At 44.8% G+C, this 15,525-nt stretch carries 14 protein-coding genes; 9 read left to right on the plus strand and 5 right to left on the minus strand.

The window, feature by feature from the left end; all coding sequences use genetic code 11:
• Nucleotides 1–264 precede the first annotated feature (264 nt).
• Entirely contained in the window at nt 265–1,497 is a 1,233-nt protein-coding gene (locus tag AC0VYG_RS00855; RefSeq protein ID WP_475430473.1) for a TIGR03862 family flavoprotein, read from the plus strand.
• Between the two features lie 191 nt (nt 1,498–1,688).
• Here the strand turns inward: AC0VYG_RS00855 and AC0VYG_RS00860 are convergent, their stop codons facing one another.
• Nucleotides 1,689–2,276, minus strand: coding sequence for a porin family protein (locus AC0VYG_RS00860; RefSeq protein ID WP_475430474.1), 588 nt, complete (start codon nt 2,274–2,276; stop codon nt 1,689–1,691).
• 423 nt (nt 2,277–2,699) lie between these two features.
• Nucleotides 2,700–3,908 carry an OmpA family protein gene (locus tag AC0VYG_RS00865; protein ID WP_475430475.1) on the minus strand — a complete coding sequence of 403 codons (1,209 nt, stop codon included), beginning with the start codon at nt 3,906–3,908 and terminating at the stop codon, nt 2,700–2,702.
• Between the two features lie 464 nt (nt 3,909–4,372).
• Here AC0VYG_RS00865 and AC0VYG_RS00870 point away from each other — a divergent pair, with 464 nt between their 5' ends.
• The 3 genes from AC0VYG_RS00870 to AC0VYG_RS00880 all read left to right on the plus strand — a co-directional run bounded on the left by AC0VYG_RS00870 (nt 4,373) and on the right by AC0VYG_RS00880 (nt 6,646).
• Nucleotides 4,373–5,056, plus strand: a complete 684-nt coding sequence (locus tag AC0VYG_RS00870; RefSeq protein WP_475430476.1) for a helix-turn-helix transcriptional regulator — start codon at nt 4,373–4,375, stop codon at nt 5,054–5,056.
• 143 nt (nt 5,057–5,199) lie between these two features.
• Nucleotides 5,200–5,577, plus strand: coding sequence for a VOC family protein (locus AC0VYG_RS00875; RefSeq protein ID WP_475430477.1), 378 nt, complete (start codon nt 5,200–5,202; stop codon nt 5,575–5,577).
• A gap of 277 nt (nt 5,578–5,854) precedes the next feature.
• A complete protein-coding gene (locus tag AC0VYG_RS00880) occupies nt 5,855–6,646 on the plus strand; it encodes a DODA-type extradiol aromatic ring-opening family dioxygenase (protein WP_475430478.1) in 792 nt (263 codons plus the stop codon).
• A gap of 91 nt (nt 6,647–6,737) precedes the next feature.
• Here AC0VYG_RS00880 and AC0VYG_RS00885 read toward each other — a convergent pair whose 3' ends face one another.
• From AC0VYG_RS00885 to AC0VYG_RS00895, 3 genes are all read right to left on the minus strand, one after another.
• Nucleotides 6,738–7,391 carry a glutathione S-transferase family protein gene (locus AC0VYG_RS00885; RefSeq protein ID WP_475432569.1) on the minus strand — a complete coding sequence of 218 codons (654 nt, stop codon included), beginning with the start codon at nt 7,389–7,391 and terminating at the stop codon, nt 6,738–6,740.
• Between the two features lie 104 nt (nt 7,392–7,495).
• Nucleotides 7,496–8,149: an HAD family hydrolase gene (locus tag AC0VYG_RS00890; protein ID WP_475430479.1), complete on the minus strand. Its 654-nt coding sequence runs from the start codon at nt 8,147–8,149 to the stop codon at nt 7,496–7,498.
• A gap of 100 nt (nt 8,150–8,249) precedes the next feature.
• Nucleotides 8,250–9,170: an EamA family transporter gene (locus AC0VYG_RS00895; RefSeq protein WP_475430480.1), complete on the minus strand. Its 921-nt coding sequence runs from the start codon at nt 9,168–9,170 to the stop codon at nt 8,250–8,252.
• A 281-nt stretch (nt 9,171–9,451) separates the two neighbouring features.
• Between AC0VYG_RS00895 and AC0VYG_RS00900 the strand changes: the two genes are divergently transcribed.
• The 5 genes from AC0VYG_RS00900 to AC0VYG_RS00920 all read left to right on the plus strand — a co-directional run bounded on the left by AC0VYG_RS00900 (nt 9,452) and on the right by AC0VYG_RS00920 (nt 15,268).
• Nucleotides 9,452–9,598 (plus strand): hypothetical protein, encoded by a 147-nt coding sequence (locus AC0VYG_RS00900; RefSeq protein ID WP_475430481.1) that lies wholly within the window; start codon nt 9,452–9,454, stop codon nt 9,596–9,598.
• Between the two features lie 397 nt (nt 9,599–9,995).
• Nucleotides 9,996–10,949: a magnesium/cobalt transporter CorA gene (gene corA, locus AC0VYG_RS00905; RefSeq protein ID WP_475430482.1), complete on the plus strand. Its 954-nt coding sequence runs from the start codon at nt 9,996–9,998 to the stop codon at nt 10,947–10,949.
• A gap of 430 nt (nt 10,950–11,379) precedes the next feature.
• Entirely contained in the window at nt 11,380–13,227 is a 1,848-nt protein-coding gene (locus AC0VYG_RS00910) for a DUF3857 domain-containing transglutaminase family protein (protein WP_475430483.1), read from the plus strand.
• A gap of 52 nt (nt 13,228–13,279) precedes the next feature.
• On the plus strand, nt 13,280–13,954 hold the full coding sequence (locus AC0VYG_RS00915; protein WP_475430484.1) for an aspartyl/asparaginyl beta-hydroxylase domain-containing protein: 675 nt from the start codon (nt 13,280–13,282) through the stop codon (nt 13,952–13,954).
• Nucleotides 13,955–14,089: 135 nt separating this feature from the next.
• Nucleotides 14,090–15,268, plus strand: a complete 1,179-nt coding sequence (locus AC0VYG_RS00920; protein WP_475430485.1) for an esterase-like activity of phytase family protein — start codon at nt 14,090–14,092, stop codon at nt 15,266–15,268.
• Nucleotides 15,269–15,525: the final 257 nt, after the last annotated feature.

Genomic DNA, 15,525 nt, shown 5'->3' on the forward strand with positions numbered 1-15,525 from the left:
TTAGCAACAACTGTGCCGAGGCGATATTTTGTGATGAAAAAAATAATGGTTTGAAAAATAAGAGATTTTAAGGATTAAGTAGGTTGCTTAAGACACAAAAGAATGGTCGTGACGCTCCGTAGGGGTCGTGTTCTGCTTGTTGGTAGCAAACATGTTCCATTTTTGTGCACTTGATTTGTTGAAATTTGCTGGGAAGCATTGGTGCGGGTGCCGTTTTTCTTTATCATGCCCGTTTTTAGTCGGGTCTTGAAAAGGGTGATGCGCGTGCAAACACAAAAAACCGTTATGATCATTGGTGCTGGCCCTGCAGGCTTGATGGCGGCGGAATACATTTGTGCACAGGGCCATCAGGTTCACGTTTATGATGCCAAGCCCAGTGCCTGCCGTAAGTTTTTGCTGGCGGGTGTGGGGGGCATGAACATTACCCATTCTGAAGCTTATCCTGAATTTATCCAGCGTTATTATGATAAAGCGGATTGGATGGACAAATCGCTACGCCATTTTGATAGTGGTGCACTGCGCGATTGGATCCATGGCTTAGGAATCGAGACTTTTATAGGTTCCTCTGGTCGTGTCTTTCCGACGGATATGAAGGCCGCTCCTCTACTACGTCATTGGTTAAAGCGATTACGAGACGGCGGCGTAAGGTTTCATATGCGCCATAAAATGATTCAGGTATCAGCGCACTCGGCGAGTTTTGATTGCTCTGGCGAGACGGTGACGGCGCACGCGGATGCCATTGTCTTAGCGTTAGGTGGAGCCAGTTGGCCTAAGCTTGGCTCAGACGGTGCATGGTGGAACGTATTAGATCAAGCCGATATTGAGCTTGCTCCCTTACAAAGTGCCAACTGTGGCTTCCATAGCCATTGGAGTGAGCATCTTCGGAGTAAGTGGGCAGGTCAGCCATTAAAGGATGTGTCGTTTCAGGTTGCCTTGGAGAACGGTGATATCGTCCGTCGTAAGGGCGAGTGTATTGTGACGCACGACGGTATGGAAGGCAGTCTTATTTATGCCTTTTCCAAATACCTACGAGATAGAATCAATCGAGATGGTAAAGCGTTATTAACGCTAGACTTATTACCGTTACAAGACGACGCTCAGGTCATTAAAAAACTTCAACATACCAAACCGAAGGAATCTTTCAGTAAGTATTTAAAGCGCACCGTCGGCATTAGCGGTGTGAAGGCCGCCTTGCTCTATGAAACCTTCACCAAAACAGAGTTTCAAACGCCACGCACGCTGGCTCGTTGTTTGAAACACCTTCCTGTATGGTTTGACAGCGTGAAACCGATTGACGAAGCCATTTCCAGTGCTGGTGGGGTATGCGAGCAGAGTGTGAACGATGCCTTGATGTTGCTTAACATGCCTGGTGTGTTTTGTGCGGGCGAAATGTTGGATTGGGAGGCGCCAACGGGTGGTTATCTTCTAACAGGGTGTTTTGCGACTGGACGATTAGCTGGGCGAGGCGTGTGTGACTGGTTAGCGGCTCAGGAGTGACTGGCACGCTAGTCAGTTCATTATTCTCTGTTACTGATCATGAAAAAACGCCCAATGTTGCCATTGGGCGTTCTCCCGTCGCGCGTTCTATCTCTTTGCTTACTTGTTAGGTCACATCGCCGTTGCTTGCACATGTCACCCCATCATCTATAAGGGCATTAAGAAAAAACGTGTTCATTTGACATTGGTGCCTAGTAGCTTGTGTTACTCGAACTGGAAGAGTCACCTGAGGTGACGGGCTTCACTGGTGCACCAAAGGTGTACTGAACACCGACAGAAGTCACGTTATTAAGGTGACCTGCGTCCACGTCCTTAACAAGACGGAAATCCGCACGAACTGCCAAGTCTTTATTGATTGCGTATTTTACACCGCCACCTGCGTTGAGATCGACATTGTCATAGTCGGTATGTTTACCGTATTTAGTACTACCAATACCCGCAGCCACATAAGGCGTTAAATTCACGCTTTGCAGTGTTGGTAGGTTGTAGATACCGTCGAGACGGTATTGATCAACCGCTTGGTGAGTCCCACCACCACTGGGTTTTTGGTTTGAGCGTAAGAAAACGGCTTCGACACCAAATGGGTTATCAAACTGATAACCTAGTCCAAGAGAGTAGGAGGCATTGTCTTTAAGGTGTAAATCAGAATCTGTATGCATATAGCCAACACTTGGTGTGACAGTGAAGCCTTCTTGTGGGTGAGCGTAAGCCATTGTAGATAAAGAAGAGGCAAGAATGATACTGCCAAAAATAGTACGTTTGTTAAGTGCAATAGACATGTTTTTCTCCTTAGTGAACAAGATGTTGTTCGGTTCTGCTGACTACAATACTGGATTTTTTCTGACTGAAAACCCCTGCCTAAATACGCAAAAAATGGGAACTAAACGAAGCTTGTGCAATCATGACGTTAGGTTGACTGATTCGATATAAAACAGTTGATTTAATTAGGGAAAAACGACTTTCATAGAGAGAATTCGATCAGTAAAGGTGAAAACTATTACATGTTTTTTTCACTTAAAATTTGCCCTAAAATATTGTGATTGGACTAAGACGATTAAGGATGATCTGTGTGGAAAGTTTGATGTCATTTCGCACTTTTAAGCACTTTTCTTCAAATAAAAAAAAGCCCAATAGAGAGTCTATTGGGCCTAAAGGAATGCAATTTAATCTCACCATCCATAGGATGGGTCGGGCATGAAAGCTTATTGCGCAGAGTCAACTACAACGGCAATGACTCGACGGTTTTGCTCACGATGCGCTGGTGTATCATTTGGTACTATAGGCTGCGCTTCACCATAACCAACGGTCTCCATACGGTTTTGTGGGATGTTAAAGGTGCTGTTTAATACCTGTGCCACGGCAAGGGCACGGTCTTCAGACAGTTTTACGTTGTAAACAGGGTTACCTGTGTTATCAGTGTAACCTTTAATAAGGGCGCTTGTGTTTGGATTGGCTTGCATATAAGTCGCTATTTTCTGTAGTTTTGGGTACACGCTTTGCGGTACGGATACAGAATTTGTTGGAAACTTAATTTCGACTGGTTCTGGTTTAGCTGCGACTGCTTTGGTTGCTTTGGTCGCAGTATTGGCTTGGTCAGTGGCAGCTGCAGCGGCCGCTGTTGTGGTTTTAGCCGTACTCGTTGTTGAGTCATCTACTGTGCTTTGTTTGACTGGTTGGTCATTCGTTGCCGCTGCAGCAGGTTGGTTATCGGTTGAAGCGGTCGCTGCTGGCTGATCAGAGCTGGCGGTTGCTGCAACATTTGGTTGTGATGGCGCTGGCTGAGTATCCGAAGAGGTTTGCTCCATGGTTGCAGTTGTCGTTGTCGGCTCAGAATACGCGGGATTGCTATCTGATGTATTGCTCATAGTGGACGCGTGAGCGGGGCCACCGAAGGTGTACTGAACACCTAGAGAGGTGACATTATCCAGTTTATTGTCATTGGTGTCTTCGATGACTCGGAAATCACCACGCAATGCTAGATTTTGTGCTAGGGCATATTTGACACCGCCACCAAAGTTCACTTGAGTATGAGTCGTATCGATTCCCTTATTATATTTTACTGCACCAATACCAGCGGCTAAGTAAGGGGTTAGTTTTGTGGTACTAAATTGTTCAATATTATAGATACCATCCAAACGATATTGGTTTACGTCGACTTTATTACCATTCTTTTTGGTATTGGCATTGAGATAATTGAACTCAACTCCCCAAGGATTATTAAACTGATAACCTAGTCCTAATGAGTAAGAGGTATTATCATCAATGTGCGTATCGTTATTAAAATGATAATGACCAATGCTGGGTGTGACAGTAAAGCCCTGTTGTGGTTGTGCAGCAAAAGCCATGGTAGATAAAGATGATGCTGCAATGATGCCACTGAACAGAGTGCGTTTACTAAATAGTATAGACATAATGTTATCTCCTGATTAACCCTGATTGATTAGAGAGTATTAGAATTCGTTTTCTTTCGAGTTTTTCTTTCAATCTGTTTGTGCAATTTGTTTCTGTTTGTTGTTGATCTGCTATCTACATTAGGCTTGTTTTGAGTGTCTGAAAAGCCCCCCTAAATTGCACAAAAAACCAGCACCACACACGCTGTATCGCAATCATGACGGGGGCTTTACTGAATAGGCACTTCCCTAACACTGATCTTGTAAAACCCGTGGAAGAAAATGGGTGGAAAGTGATAAGTCATGACAAGAGATTTTCAATTGAAAAGTGAAAATAATTAATTGTGACACAATTTAGAACTGTAAAACGCCATTCTTGTCGTCTACTAAATGGTTAAACAGGATTCTTTATTTGAGATTAAGGAAGATTTATTTCTATGATAGTGCTCACTAAGAATTAAATGTGGACGTGAGGTTTTTTTAAAATGGTTCGTGCCCAACGCTTAATCGCTCTTATCGATTTATTACGACGTCATCGTTATCCGGTGACAGGTAAACATCTTGCTGAAACATTAGGTATTAGTCTACGCACTCTATATCGAGATATTGCCACCTTACAATCACAAGGCGCTAATATTGAGGGGGAGGCGGGCATGGGATATGTGTTGCGTGCCGGGTTTTTATTACCTCCTTTGATGTTTACGGAAGAAGAGATTGAAGCCCTAGTGTTAGGTGCCCGTTGGGTTGCTGAACGAACCGACTCCCAATTAAGCGAGGGGGCGAAAAGTGCGCTCAATAAAATTGCGGCCGTTTTACCGATTGAATTAAAAAACATCCTAGACGATACCTCACTATTGATCGGCCCAAGTAAAGAGCCGCTAGTAGACTCTGTCAATATGGCGGATATTCGTCGAGCGATCCGAGATGAACGTATTCTGTCTATTGTCTACCGTGACCTAAAAGACAACCAATCCGAGCGGCGTGTTTGGCCCTTTGCACTGGGGTATTTTGATGAAGTTCGTGTGCTGGTGGCTTGGTGCGAACTACGACAAGCGATTCGTCATTTTCGAACAGACCGAATTCTTGCTTGTCAGTTAGAGGAAAACCGCTACAAAACGCCGCGTCATGTGCTGTTGAAAAATTGGCGCGCGACTTTGAACGCTTCCTAATTCATCGATTTAAACATTTCTGCTGACAGTTTCTGACACACCCTCCTTTTATTCTTTAGGACATCGGGCTGTGACCCGGTGACGTGACGGGGCGAGATTGCTCTAGATCGCGAATATCATTATTGATAAAGAGGAGAATCAACATGGAGCTTTCCAATTTTAGTATTTTGTATGTAGACAATGTGTCCCGCAGCGTGGATTTTTATCGCCCCTTGTTAGGGCGAGAGCCCGTTGAAATGAGCGATGGCTTTGCGCTTTTTGTCAGTGATGCGGGGAATAAATTTGGCCTATGGGCGAAGTCAGAGGTGCAGCCTACCGTAGAGGCGGCACAGGGTGGTGCGATGGAAATGGCTTTTATGCTATCAGGTGTCTCAGCATTACAGGCTCAGTACTCCAAATGGCAAGCTCTTGGGGTGAATATCCTTCAGGCACCGACAGAGATGGATTTTGGTCTCACGTTTACTGTCACGGATCTTGATGGGCATCGACTACGTGTTTTTTGCTATGAGAAAACCGAATAACGTATTGGTTTATGAGGGAGGTGATGACCTCGGCGGATGAAGTCCGTCGAGGCGTTGCAAGCCGTTTTAGAGAGATGGCTTGAGACAAATAATTAAACGAATAGTTTGAGTGTTCAAATTTTTAGAAGGCAATGCTAAAAATTTGCTTGTTGATTGACACGAGTACGAGACCTAGACTCTTCCTATCTGATAAGCGCCCTCATGTGATTAATGTTAAGTGATTAATATCGAGTTGGCGCATCATTACTGAATAGAAAGTTTTATGAGGTGTCACAGTATGTTACCGACTTATTTTATCTCCCATGGCGGCGGCCCTTGGCCTTATATCCCAGACATGCGAGCCATGTTCATCAATCTTGAAACGTCATTGGTGAATATGACAAAGCAGTTGCCTGAAAAGCCAAAAGCGATATTGATGATTTCTGGGCATTGGGAGCGACAAACCTTTGGTGTGCAATCCAATCCAGCACCAGGTATGGAATACGACTATTACGGTTTCCCAGCCCATACCTATAACGTGAAATATCAAGCTCCTGGTGCGCCAGACGTTGCCGTTCGTGTCGCTGAACTCATAAAAGGGGCTGGTTTTCCGGTGGATTTGGATGATAAAAAAGGTTTCGATCATGGTGCGTTTGCTCCCATGGCGGTGATGTACCCTGAAGCGGATATGCCACTCATTCAGCTTTCTCTCAAATCGAATCTAGATCCTGAAGAGCATTTGGCTTTGGGCCGTGCATTAGCGCCTCTGCGCGAAGAGGGCATTTTAATTGTCGGCAGTGGCTTGAGTTTTCATAACCTTGGATTAAGAGGCCCGCAAGCCATTAAACCATCCAATGCCTTTGATGCCTGGTTACAAGAAACCTTGCTAGACTCCACGCCAAGTGAACGCAGCGCAAGAGTTATTGACTGGGACAAGGCCCCCTATGCTCGACTTTGTCATCCAAGAGAAGATCATTTGATTCCCTTGATGGTCGCCCTTGGCGCCGCTGAAAAGGGCGAAGCAAGCTGTGTTTATCACGATGAAGGGATCTTTGGGGGCTGGACGGCCTCTAGCTTTCGGTTTGATTAAGTCATTTGCTGAGGTAAACGCTTCTTAGCTCTTAGTAAAGACATAAACACCCTATTTTCTTAGTGAAAGCAGGGTGTTTTTTATTGAAGGGTTAAACGGGCTCGCCAGCTTCACCCGCTTTGACAATATCGGTTTCGATAACAGAGTCTTCTAGCCATGACTTCATTGCAGGATGAGCTAACATGGTTTGTTGATAGTCGCGAGCAGCATCCGATAGCTCAATACCATAAGTCTTAAAGCGGAAGATAACCGGGGCGAAGAAGGCATCAGCCAAGCTGAATTCGCCAAATAAATAGGGGCCGTTTGTAGCGTTATGTTGTCTCAACTCCGCCCAAACACGATCGAGTGTGTCCACTTCTTTTTTAGCTTGATCGCTTAGTTCAACGCGACGTTTTGCCCGGCAGTTCATGGGCATTTCGTTGCGAATACCAAAAAAGCCTGAATGCATGTCTGCGACAATAGAGCGAGCCCGTGCGCGAAGGTGTTTATCGGCGGGCCAGCCTTTTCCATCTAAGTAGGTTTCGTTGATGTACTCACAAATGGCGAGTGAATCCCATACGCTCAAATCACCATCCAACAAAACTGGCACCTTGCCAATCGGTGTATATTGGGCAAGCTCTTTGTAGAAAGCCTCAGTAGATAAAGAAAGTTTGATTTCCTCAAATGGAATATTGAATGCTTTTAGTGCCATCCAACCTCGCAATGACCAAGACGAATAGTTTTTATTGGCGATGATAAGTTTTATGAGGGGAGCCTCCTTTTTGCTGTGTCTTTTGTCTTATAAAGGCATTGTTAGCCATTCTGATACCCTAACTTTAATGGATGGTACTTCTCTAATCTAGTGACGTGCTACCGCAAGCTAATCACTTTCCAACCACGCTCGGTGGCGATTTTTTCTAGAGTCGGATCGGGGTCGACTGCGATGGGAAAATGCGCTTTTTCCAGCAGAGGCAGATCGTTGTGGGAGTCGCTGTAGAAGTAGATGTTGTCCATGGTGTGGCCATTGTCTTTGGCCCATTGTTCGGCGCGGATGACTTTGCCTTCGCGAAAAGTTGGGGTACCAACGAGCGCCCCTGTGATACGTCCATCTTGATATTCGAGATCAACACCAAGGCTGTGCTTAACACCAAGGTAAGCGGCAATAGGGGCGACCAAATGGGAGCCCGTGGCGGAGATAATGATAAGTTCGTCACCGTTTTGTTGATGTTGGGCTAACAGGTCGAAAGCTTTAGGAAGCGCCATCGTTTTCACGACGTCTTGAATAAACTGATGGATTAATGTGGCCCGTTGTTTCGCGTCTAGAATAAACAAAGGTGATAAGGTGTAACGCATGTAGTCTTCAAGGTTTAGGGTGCCAGCATCGTACTCAGCCATGAAAGTAAGATTAACGGTTAGGAAGTCGTCGGGTGTCGGCAGGTCGCTCGCGGCGATGTATTCCGCAAAGGCTTGGGCGGTATCGCCTGCGACTAAGGTATTATCAAGATCGAAAAAGGCCAGTGCCATGGTGGTTCCTTAAAATTTCAAAACGATGAGAATGAAAACGCAGTTAAAAAGAAAGACATGACAATTGAATGTCAGTCCGCAAAATAAGGGCATCTTGCCTTTACCCTAAGGCGACGGCGATTAAGCCGATAACGGTGATGGTTACACCGATTACTTTAGGCGCGCGTAGGGATTCTCCAAAGCTGATCACCGCAAATAATACGCCCAGTGGAATACTCAATTGTCGCAAGGCAACCACGTAGCTGACGTTACTAACAAAAGCCATGCTCAAAATGACTAATGAATAAGTGCCTAACATGAGAGCGCCTGTTAGTAAGCCAATACGCCATTGTGCCATACACATTCTGCCAAACGTCTGCCGTTGTTTTGGGGTGAATAGGACAAACCAGATCATCCATATTACCGAAAAGGCGGCTTGTAGGGTGACATACAAAAGTGACACCTGCCAAGGACTGGCTAGCGGCATACCCGCCGCGTTGGTTAAGGCGCGCATTAAGGCCGTGGCACGATCATCCACTAGGGAGTAGCCTGCTGTGGCGAACGCCGCCAGTAACGCAAATACAGTGGTGCGATTTTGATAATTGCGGAGTCTAAAATCGCTAAAGCTGGGTAATGGAATGAATAAACAGCCGACTACAATCATGACAATGCCCACAACCGCTTGGATAGAAAGAGTGTCTTGTTGACCCAGAAAGAGACTTGAGATGGCAACAATGATCAAAGGTGAAGAGCGAGCAAGAGGATAGGCAATGGACATATCCCCTGAACGATAGGCTTCTGCTAGTCCCCATAAGTAAAGTGAGTGAAAAAAGCCTGTAGCAAACAGCAACAAGAGAATGTCGCGATGAAAGGCGCGAATTAACGGCCACTGCCAAATAATAACAGGGGAAAATACTAGCGCCCCAGCGATCATGGTTAACAGAAAGAAGCCAAGAGTGGGGCTAGTTTTTTTGCCAAAAAAGTTCCATCCCGCGTGCATAAAAGCGGACAGCAAAACCAACACGATAGCGGTGAGCGTCATTCCTGTTTCCCTTGTTGATGAGGGCAGCCTGAGATATCAAGTCTGTCTATAAACACGTTATCTGTGACCGACAAGATAACGTGTTTATAGTAATAGTGTCTCTTATATCGCGCCTTAATCATACCGAGAGGACTTATTTTTCTGTTTGCTAGCGTCTTGGAGCGCTAGGGGCTATTTTTACAAAAGAGTGCATTATTGTCTTGATTTATACGGGTTAATAGCGGGGATTTAGGGTAGCTTAATGGAGATTTTTTGCGGACGATCAGGGAGAAGGGAAATACATGGAACAGTTGCTGCAGTTGCTTAACGACCTGGAAGAAATATCCTTGCAAGATATTGCTCAGGTGCCAGATTCACAACAGCATATTTTAGTCGAACGAATTGAAGAATTGCAGGATGAGCTACGGCTTTTAATGGAAACTGAGTGACTGAAAGTGGAGTAGCCTGCCTTCACTGTTAAGTCTCTGGATGTGCCGACTCCCAGAGTCGGTGCGTTTTAGTGGTTTTTCAGTGCCTTTGTGTCTTCCTTAATGACATTCGTATTAGAAGTGTCATCCAACATGGGTATAATCCTAGTTTATTGAAAGGTGATGATTGGACTGGGTCTTTTTTGATCTTTTTTCACCGCTTCGCTTGATTAATGAGTGACGACCTTGAGCGTCATCAGTATGATGCACAGCATCATTCTAATCAGACGTCGCTGGTCGAACGGATAATGCTACGCCGTCATAAAATACTCATTTTCCGTCTTTATACTTTGCAGAGAAACGCACTGAATAATACGGCTTGACTGAAATAAGGTATCGATTATACCGAGGTAAACGTATGCTAAGATTTTTTAAAATCAACAACGGCTTGATTCAAGAAATTCCTAAAGAAGATGATAATTTTGCCACATTACAAAAAGATGCGGACTGGATTGACGCGGCGGAACCGGATGATGACGAACGTTTACAACTGCAAGCCATCTTGAGTACGGATTTACCAGAATCGGACGATGTTGAAGAGATTGAGGCATCCGCTCGCTGTTTTGTTGATCAGGCTGGCATTCACGTTCACTCCTTGTTTTTAAATCAAACGGAAGGGCGTCATAAAACCTCGACGGTTGCTTGTATTTTGCAAAATGATCGACTGATCACGATTCGTGAAAGCGAAGTCGCCGATTTCCGGTTACTGCGCATGCGGGCTCGTCGTGGGCAGATAGCGGTGGATTCTCCTGCGCAATTATTAGTTACGCTATTTGAAAATAAAGTAGAGAACCACGCCGATACATTGGAAGACCTGCATCGTCAATTAGAAGGGGTCAGTCACCTTGTTTTGGAAGAGAACGAAAGCGAACTAGACAGCATCATTGAAAAGCTGGCTAAGTTGGAGGACAGTAACGGAAAAATTCGTTTGTGTTTGATGGATACCCAGCGTGATATTTCTTTCTTATTGCGTCATCTTCGTAATCGCCATGAATACTCAGAAACCTTGCGTGAGATTATGCGAGACGTGGAGACCTTGATGTCTCATACGACCTTTTTGTTCGATAAAATTAACTTCTTGATGAACTCGACCCAAGGTTTTATCAACATTGAACAGAACAAGATTATCAAAATTTTCTCCATCGCATCGGTTGTGTTCTTACCCCCTACCTTGGTTGCAAGTATCTACGGGATGAACTTCCATGTTATGCCTGAATTAAACTGGACCTATGGGTATCCGGCGGCGTTAGGCTTGATGGTGTGTACAGGCTTCGCGCCTTATTGGTACTTTAAACACCGTGGTTGGTTGTAATGCCTAACACGGACTTAAAAAAGCCCCAATGAATTCTCTTCATTGGGGCTTTTTTATGCTGATATATTAAGTATTGGTGTGATGCTTTGTTGCTTCCTCAAGTAGTAATAAGCAAGAGATGGGATATGAGAGTATCGCCCTTGATTTCTAGAGAGGTGGCGTATTGAAACGTTCTTGAATTGCCTCAGGTGTGAAAAAAGAGCGTCACAATAAGTCGTCAACTTTCGTCAATTTATTGTTTTGCGTGTCTATATAAGCAAAAGAAATGCTATAAAAGAGGAAGAGTGTTGTTCGCCGTTTTTTTAAAGAGGCTTTTTGTCAGTCAAGCGGATACATTGGCTAAAGCATGGTTGTGCTATATCTGTATACAGTGGTTGTGCTACCACGGAGTGCAAGCAATCACTGAGTAAACAAGTGAGTAGAGAGACATATGTTGAGATTCCATCGAGTGACGGCGTTAGGCTTGTTGTTGATGTTTGCATGGGGAAGCTTGCCAGCCATGGCGAGTGTGAAAACGTCAGAATATCAGATTCATGATGTGGTGCATTTGCATAAAAATAAAACCTATTCGGATGTGACGACGTTTGATCGCACGGTGCTAAGGGCGACCGACATTGATAATGCAGGGCAATTTTCGACCACCTTTGACCCTCATAATCAGACTTATAAAATGTTGAATGCTTGGGTTATTCAACCCGATGGACAAAAAATCAATGTACCAGCCAGCCGTGTATTAATCCGTCCTAGTGCGGCGGCACAAAATGCGCCTGGCTTTGTCTCCACCAAGACGGCGACGATACTTTTTCCGCAAGTGAAAATCGGCTCTAAAGTGCATGCGGAGGTGAAGGTCACGACCTTTAAGCCCTATAAACTGGGTTATAGTGATGCGTTTTCGGCGGGTATTTTCCACAACGGTGATGTCTATGTGACGCTCTATGCTCCAGCCTCTCTGCCTTTGAGTGTCGGCGCTCAGAATGGTTTTCAATACACCAATAAGATCGAAGGAGACCGTCGGGTAATCAAGGGGCAATATCATATGCGTGGTGCTTCTCCTTCATTGTACGAAAATCATATGCCTAACCCATTGGACCTGAGTCCTCTGTTGAGTGTGTCGACCATCACCAGTTACCTTGAGTTGGCAAAGGACTATTATCATTTATCGGCAGACAAAGCGGACGTGACTCCTGAAATCCAAGCGTTGGCGAATCACATTACCCAAGGCAAACAGGGTAAAGCGGCGGCACGCGCGTTATACGACTGGGTGACGAAAAACATTCGTTATGTGGCGATGTATTTAACCGCTAACTCAAGTTGGATTCCCCATAGCGCCAATCAAGTATTGGAAAATGGTTATGGCGATTGCAAAGATCATGTGGTGTTATTGCAGGCCCTGTTAACCGCAAAAGGCATTAAGTCCGACCCTGCCATAATCAATTGGAGTAACCGCAATGTGGATTGGCCAGCGCCTTCTGTGGAAGCCTTTAACCACATGATTATCTATTTACCAGAATTTAACTTATACGCTAACCCGACAGATCAAAGTGCCCCGTTTGGGGTGCTGGATTATGGCTTGCGTAATAAACAAGTCCTGTTAGTGGGCAAGCATCCAAAGCTGACTCGTACGCCAAAAGTGACCCCTAGAGAGGCGCGTTTTGTCACCAATGGCGACATTAAAATTAGTCGCGATGGCACCATTAAAGGCAAAGCGTACGTTAGCATGTCGCCTATATTGGCCTCCTATTTACGCTATCAGTTGTCGAATAAAGAGAACCGACAAGATGCATTGAAGCAGGCATTGTCCTTGTTACCCCACTACGGTTTTGGGCATATTAAAACAACGGACCCTCATAATTTGGATGTACCTTTTAGATTTTCGATGGATTGGATATCGCGCAAAGCATTGCATGTGGGAACACGTGCATTTGTCTTGCCGGATATGCCAAACTTCGCCCCACAAGATCCGCCACAGCAATACTTGCGGGAAGATGCGGTGCGTCGTTATCCTGTGATGTTACAGCCTAAAGACTTGTATTGGCACTTTACTCTCACGCCACCTAAAGGTTATCGCTTTGACGATTTGCCACCAAATGTGAATGTGCGTAATTCTGTTGGCGATTATGTGGCGAGCTATCATTTGAAAGGCCATAGTATGGTAGTGGATCGTGAACTCATTTTAAAAGTTCGACAGGTTCCTGCGAAACACTATGACTCAGTTGAAAGCATTATGAGAGCTATGATTGATGATGAGCAATCGATAGTGAGCCTCAAAAAACAGTAATGATTTAGGACTAGTCTAACTACATTGAAGGGCGTAACTGGGAGGTTGCTGTATGAAGCGTGTGCTGGCTTTTTGTGTTGATAAGTATTTCAGACTATGGATTCGTAATGAACCAATATTAGATAAATCACAGCTGTTCCCGCAAGGTCAGGCATTTGAAGACAGCTGGCAACAGATTAGACATGAAGTGGGGCACTATCTAGAATCGAAATGGCAACAGGTACCGGAATTTAGCCAAGTAGATGCTCATCAATATGATATTGCCAATACCGACTCACACAAGTGGAAAACCGCCATTGTCAAAATGTATGGCGTGTACATGAATGAGTCCATCAGTCCGACTCTGGTACGATTGGTGCGTGAGAATGACCAGACCATTAGTAGTGCGTTGATTTCCTGCATGGAAGCAGGAAAAGATGTCCCCATTCACAAAGGGCCCAATAAAGGTGTGATGCGTTATCATTTGCCTTTGTTTGTGGACTCTGGTGAGTGTTTTCTTACTATTAATGGTCAGCGCGTGGATTTAACAGAAGGAACAGGGCTGTTGTGGGACGATGCCTTCCCCCATGGGGCGTCTAACTTTACCCCATCGACTCGGGTGGTGTTATTACTGGATGTGAAGCGTCGTTTGCCCTGGCACTTGAATTGGTTGTACGAACGTATTTTAGCTGTATTAAGGCAGACCGAAGAGTTTAAAGAGGCGGTTCGAAAAGCGCAGATCCATTGATGAATAGGCGCTGTTGCGTGTTTCTATTTATGAGTCACTATTTGTTATGAGTCACACTGTGCCCGTCGATAGTGGCAAGTACACATTGTTGTTAATGAGAAATATCCTAAAAGAGTAAGAGTGAAAGGAGTAACAATGAAACAATCGTATATAGCGGCGTGTTTGCTGCTAGGTTGCATGTCACTAACCGCAGAGGCTGCTTCTAATACTGACTCTGCGTTGGATGACAATTCGTCTAATTTTCCCATCGCTCGACTGGACTATATTGGGGAATACATTATTCCTAATGACACAAAGTTTGATCATGTTTTAGTGGGTGGTTTGTCAGGGATTGATTACAGTGCGGATCGCAAGCAATGGTTGATGATCAGCGATGACCGAGCCAGTAAAGGGCCAGCACGTGCGTATTTGGGGAGCATGCCGATTACCAAAGACAAAGTCGGCCCGATGACGTTAACGAAAATGATTTCCCTTTATCAGCCAAATGACACTCCTTATCCGAGCAAGGAAAGCTATGAGAAAAACCATAAGGGAATGGTGCCAGATTTTGAGTCCATTCGTTTTAACCCCTTCACGACAGGTTTTCGTTATACCAGTGAAGGAGATCGTGCTCTGGGGATGAACCCGTTTATCCGTGATGCGTTTATGGATGGTTATTACATTGATCAGTTGCCTATCCCCCAACCTTACCAATATGATCCGCACAATAGCAAAGTGGGCTTTCGCGATAATCTTGCGTTAGAAGGCAGTAGTTTTACCCCTAATGGAAAAATGTATTTTGCCGCAATGGAGGCGCCTTTAAAACAAGATGGCGCCTTGCCTTCTTTAACGAAGGGCGCGTATTCCCGAGTGATTCGTTATGACGAGCTGGGGGATGTTATTGGTGAATATGTGTATCCGATTGATCCGCTGCCGGCGAAGCCTGGGCCAGGTAAACATGCCGATAATGGTGTGTCAGAAATTTTGGCGTTGAACAGCCAACAGTTATTGGTCGTGGAGCGTGCAGGCATTCAGGATGCCGCAGGACATTATCATGATTATATTCGCATCTATCAGGCGGATATTGATAACGCGACCAACGTTATTGGGGTGCAAACCTTGGTGCCGGGACAATATCAGCCGATGAAAAAACACTTGTTGCTGAATTTGAATGATGACAAGCATCTGCCGAAGCTCGATAACATTGAAGGCATCACATTTGGGCCCAAATTAGCGAATGGCCAACGAACACTGGTTCTCATATCTGATAATAATTTCAATGCATCGGAAGTGACGCAACTATTAGCCTTTAAAGTGGTGTATAAAAAGGATTAAAGCAGGCGACACTTTCCCTAGAAAAAGTTCCTAATGATGGAAAATTAATAGTCAAAAAAACATAAGAATCATTTACAAAGTGTATATAAATAGGCCTATCGTCATGATTTTTTCGGATAATAGTAAGTTATCTGTAAGCTGGCGTTAGGTCACATTTATGACATGATACTGTCATTTATCCTCTCTAGTCTCACCCCCAAGTAAGTATTCCTACTTACTCTTGTTCATATTATCTATCAATGCCTATCAGAGGGTCG

Source organism: Marinomonas sp. 63XJN7_7_ISO-PGPR-S23-202, assembly GCF_056173505.1.